General features: G+C 67.0%; 3 protein-coding genes. All 3 read right to left on the bottom strand.

Annotated elements, in window-relative coordinates:
- A partial coding sequence (locus VM054_10175; protein ID HUT99426.1) for a hypothetical protein occupies nt 1-467 on the bottom strand: 467 nt, incomplete at its 3' end.
- A gap of 29 nt (nt 468-496) precedes the next feature.
- The gene (locus tag VM054_10170) at nt 497-1291 is read right to left on the bottom strand and encodes an AgmX/PglI C-terminal domain-containing protein (protein HUT99425.1); all 795 of its coding nucleotides are present in this window, start codon (nt 1289-1291) and stop codon (nt 497-499) included.
- A gap of 90 nt (nt 1292-1381) precedes the next feature.
- A complete protein-coding gene (locus VM054_10165) occupies nt 1382-3751 on the bottom strand; it encodes an ATP-dependent Clp protease ATP-binding subunit (GenBank protein ID HUT99424.1) in 2370 nt (789 codons plus the stop codon).
- Between the last annotated feature and the right edge of the window lie 522 nt (nt 3752-4273).

Here is a 4273-nt window from a genome sequence, read left to right as displayed (position 1 = left end):
CCCCCTCCACCCCCGGTGACGTCGATTACGACCGGCTCCCGGGGTTGCATGAACTTGTAGGGCACGGTCACGGTGACCCAGCTCTGGTACTCGGCCTCGGGCACCGACGGCAGCGTCCAGGTGCCGATGAGCGCGCAGATGTCGTGGGCCAGCTCCAGGCTGCCGGTGGTGTTCTCCACGGGGATGCAGCCGGAAATGGTGCCGTCGGCCTCCAGGGTGAACATCACCCGCATGTCGCCGACGATGCTGGAGTCTTCGAAGTAGAAGTCGTTGTAAGCGTCCACGACGGCCGACTGTCGCTTGTAGAGCTGCTCGGAGATGACCTCGGGGTGCCGCTGGGACGAGCCGGCGGCCGGTCCCTCAACCTGAATCAGCTCGACCCCTTCCTGGATCACCTGAAAGTCGCTCACGGCGGCGGCCGGGAGGACGACCAGGAGCACGAGAGCCAGTGAAATCAAACGACCCATCTTACGGTCACCTCCGTAAAAGAGAAACGCTAATCCTCGACGCGGCCGGAGCCGAAATAGATCGGGTAGGTAACGACCACGTCGTGGTCTGTATCCGTGTCTTCCAGGGCGCTGAACTTCCAGCCGGAGATTTTCTTTGCCACGTCGCCGGCCAGGCTCACCGCACCGGTCGTGTTCTCCAGGACGCTCACCCGGTCCACGGTGCCGGCGTCGCCGATGACGAACTCGAAGGTTATCGTCCCCGAGAGTCGGGGGTTGCCCAGAAGATAAACGTCGTAGATGTCCTCGAGTTCCCTGAGCTGGGGGTTGATCTCCTTGTCTATCCAGTACGGGCGCCGGCGCGGGTGCAGTTCCGCGCCCTCACGGAGCGGTCTGACCTCCAGGGGCGAGTACCGCACGTTGTTGGTGAAGACGAAGGGGTACACGCAGGTCACACGGCCGGGGTGCTTCTCGTCGCGGTTGGGGACGAAGAACCAGTGGGAGACCTTGTCCACCAGCGCGTCCACCAGGTCCGGATTCCGCAGGCTCTGCTCCACCACCTTCACGTCGCAGACGTACCCGTCCTCCTTGATGGTGAAGCGGAGGACGAGGCTCCCCTCGACCCGGCCGCCGGCGTCCAGGTACTCCTGGTACACGTACTCGAGGCGGCTCGACAGGTCGTGGATTTTGGCGTTGATGCGGTTGGGCAGACGCGAGTCCGACTCCGCCGCCGGGCCGGTTGAGGAGATGAGCTCCTGGTCGGCTACCCGGGCCACCCGGATCTCGGTGTCGGCGAGGGCGGCGCAGAACGCGAAGAACAAGACGATTGGTAAGGCCCGGCGCAAATCCACCCCCGTCCCGAATCGCTTGGGATAGTATAACGCATTCCCGGCGTCCTTTCCAGACCCCGGGGCTCTCGGGCGATGAGCGCCGCGTCAGGAGAAGACCAGCCCACCCCCCTCGGCACCCACCTTCACCGTGCCGCCGGAAGCGTAGCGGCCGTCCAGAATCATCCCGGCCAGCTCGTTGGTCAGCAGGCGGTTGACGGTGCGCCGCAGCGGCCGGGCGCCGTAACGGGGGTCGTACCCCTGTTGCACCAGGAGCTCCTTGGCCGCGGCGTCAATCTCGAAGCCTATCCCCTGCTCTTTTAACAGCCCCCGCACCTCGTCCAGCAGCAGCTCCACGATCCGCAGGAGGTCACCCCGGGAGAGGGGGTGGAAGACGATTATCTCGTCCACGCGGTTCAAGAATTCCGGGCGGAAATGGTTGGGCAGCTCGTCCAGGCACGCCCGCCGCATCTCCTCATAAACCTTTTCCTCGCCGTCTGTGCCGATGCGCTCCGAGAGCTCGAGGATGCGCCGGGCCCCGACGTTGGAGGTCATTATTACCAGCGCGTTCTTGAAGTCCACGGTGCGCCCGTGGGAGTCGGTGAGCCGGCCGTCGTCCAGGACCTGCAGCAGGGCGTTGAAGATGTCCGGGTGCGCCTTTTCGATTTCGTCGAGGAGAATCACCGAGTAGGGCTTGCGGCGCACCGCCTCGGTGAGCTGGCCCCCCTCCTCGTAGCCCACGTAGCCCGGGGGCGCGCCGATGAGCCGGGTCACGGAGAATTTCTCCATGTACTCGCTCATGTCTATGCGGGTGACGGCGGCCTCGTCGCCGTAGAGGAACTCGGCCAGGGCCTTGGCCAGCTCGGTCTTGCCGATGCCGGTGGGGCCGAGGAAGAGGAAGGAGCCCTGGGGCCGGTCGGGGTCGGCGAGGCCGGCTCGGTGCTGCCGGACGACCCGGGCCACGGCGCCCACCGCCTCGTCCTGGCCGATGACCCGCCGGTGCAGGTGCTCCTCCATGTTGCGCAGCCGCTCCCGCTCGTCGGCGGAGAGCTGGGTGACGGGGATGCCGGTCCAGCGGCTGACCACGCGGGCCACGTCCTCGGGCGTCACCAGGGAACGGCTCACCGCCTCGGTCTTTTTCGTATTCCACTCTTCCTCGGCGATGCGCAGGCGGTCCCGGAGCTCGAGGACCTTGGCGTGGGCCCGGGCCGCGGCCTCGTAGTCCTGCTCGGCGGAGCGCCCGCGCTCGTCGGCCCCGTGCTCCTCGACCTCGGCGCGCAGCCGGGCCAGGTCCGGCGGGACGACGAGGTTGTCCAGATGGACCCGGGCCGCCGCCTCGTCCAGGCAGTCTATGGCCTTGTCGGGGAGGAAGCGGTCGCCGACGTAGCGGGCCGAGAGCCGCGCTGCGGCCTCCACCGCCTCGCCCGAAATCTTGACCCGGTGGTGCTCCTCGTATTTGGGGCGCAGGCCCTCGAGGATGGCCACGGTCTCCTCCACCGTGGGCTCCTCGACGAGCACCGGCTGGAAGCGGCGCTCCAGCGCGGCGTCCTTCTCGATGTGCCTGCGGTACTCGGCGAGGGTGGTGGCCCCGATGGCCTGGAGCTCGCCGCGGGCCAGGGCGGGCTTGAGGATGTTGGCGGCGTCTATGGCGCCCTCGGCGGCGCCGGCACCCACTATCACGTGCAGCTCGTCCAGAAAGAGGATGTAGTTACCGCCCTCGACCTCCTTCAAGAGCTTCTTCAGCCGTTCCTCGAACTCGCCTCGGTACTTCGAGCCGGCCACCACCGCCGCCAGGTCCAGCAGGATGACCTTCTTGTCTAAAAGCGACTCCGGCACCCGGCGCTCCACGATGGCCTGGGCCAGCCCCTCGACGATGGCGGTCTTGCCCACGCCCGGCTCGCCGATGAGCACGGGGTTGTTCTTCGTCCGACGGGAGAGGACCTGTATGACGCGGTCTATCTCCTCGTCGCGGCCGATGACGGGGTCGAGCTTGCCCCGGCGGGCCAGCTCGGTCAGGTCGCGGCCGAAGGTCTTGAGGGCGGAGTCGGCGTCCTCGCCCGCGGGCGCGCCCAGCTCGGCCAGGAGCTCGGCCGTGGGGATGTGGAGAGCGGCCAGGACGCGGTTGGCGCCCGAGTTGGAATCCGCCAGAATCGCGGCCAGGATGTGCGCCGGTCCGGCCTTCTTCCCCTCGGTCCCGGCCACGGACTGCGCCGCCCGGTTGATCGCGGCCTCGGCCCGGGGGGTGAACGAGAGCTGGGCGGTCCGCGCCGGCTTGGTCAACAGGCGCTTGAGCTCGTCGGTGACGGCGTCGAAGGTGGCGCCGCGTTTGATGAGGGCCGTGGCGGCGTCAGTGCCGATTTGGCGCGCTATACCCGCCAGGAGGTGCTCGGTGCCGATGTAATCGAAACCGAGGGTTTTCGCTATATCCTGCGCGGAATGAACGACTTCCAGGGCGTTGGGGTCCAGATGCCGCTCCATTTTCCTCCGGTTTTTCAAACGAAAAAGGACGGTCCGGGGAGGGTAAAAGCAATAAGCGTTCCAGGGTGGCGGCGTTGATAGGCGCTCGTAGGGGCGGACCTTTAGGTCCGCCCGTTTTTTAATGGTGGCCCTCACCCTTTGCCCCTCTCCCACAGGGAGAGGGAAACCGTGGGCCTCTGTTTCGCCGTTCCCGGCCTCGACCCTCACCCCAACCCGTCGGCGCGCCGCTCCCTAAAAGGGAGAGGGAAACCATTGCACCCCGCACCCCGGCCAGTAGGCGAGCCTCCCCCCAGAGGAGGGAGGGAAAAACGGCCGATCCGCCGCCTTTTTTTCACCGTCGGGGAGCCGCGCGGGCGCTACTTGTCGGCCGACCCGCCGAAATCCGACTCCACCTCGTGCTGGTGGTGGTGCGACTTCTCCCCCTCCGGCAGGTTGCTGAAGAGGTGCCCCATCTTCTCCTGCTTGGTCAAGAGGTAGTGCAGGTTCTCGTCGGTGGGGTCCACCTCCACGGGCACGCGCTCG

The sequence above is a fragment of the bacterium genome (assembly GCA_035528375.1).
Classification (GTDB): Bacteria; RBG-13-66-14; RBG-13-66-14; order RBG-13-66-14; family RBG-13-66-14; genus RBG-13-66-14.
Note: the sequence above shows the minus strand (reverse complement) of the source record. Positions and strands in the feature narration are given on the sequence as shown.

Coding starts and splice junctions, on each gene's coding strand:
- VM054_10165 (HUT99424.1), bottom strand. CDS start 3,751: ATGGAGCGGCATCTGGACCCCAACGCCCTGGAAGTCGTTCATTCCGCG.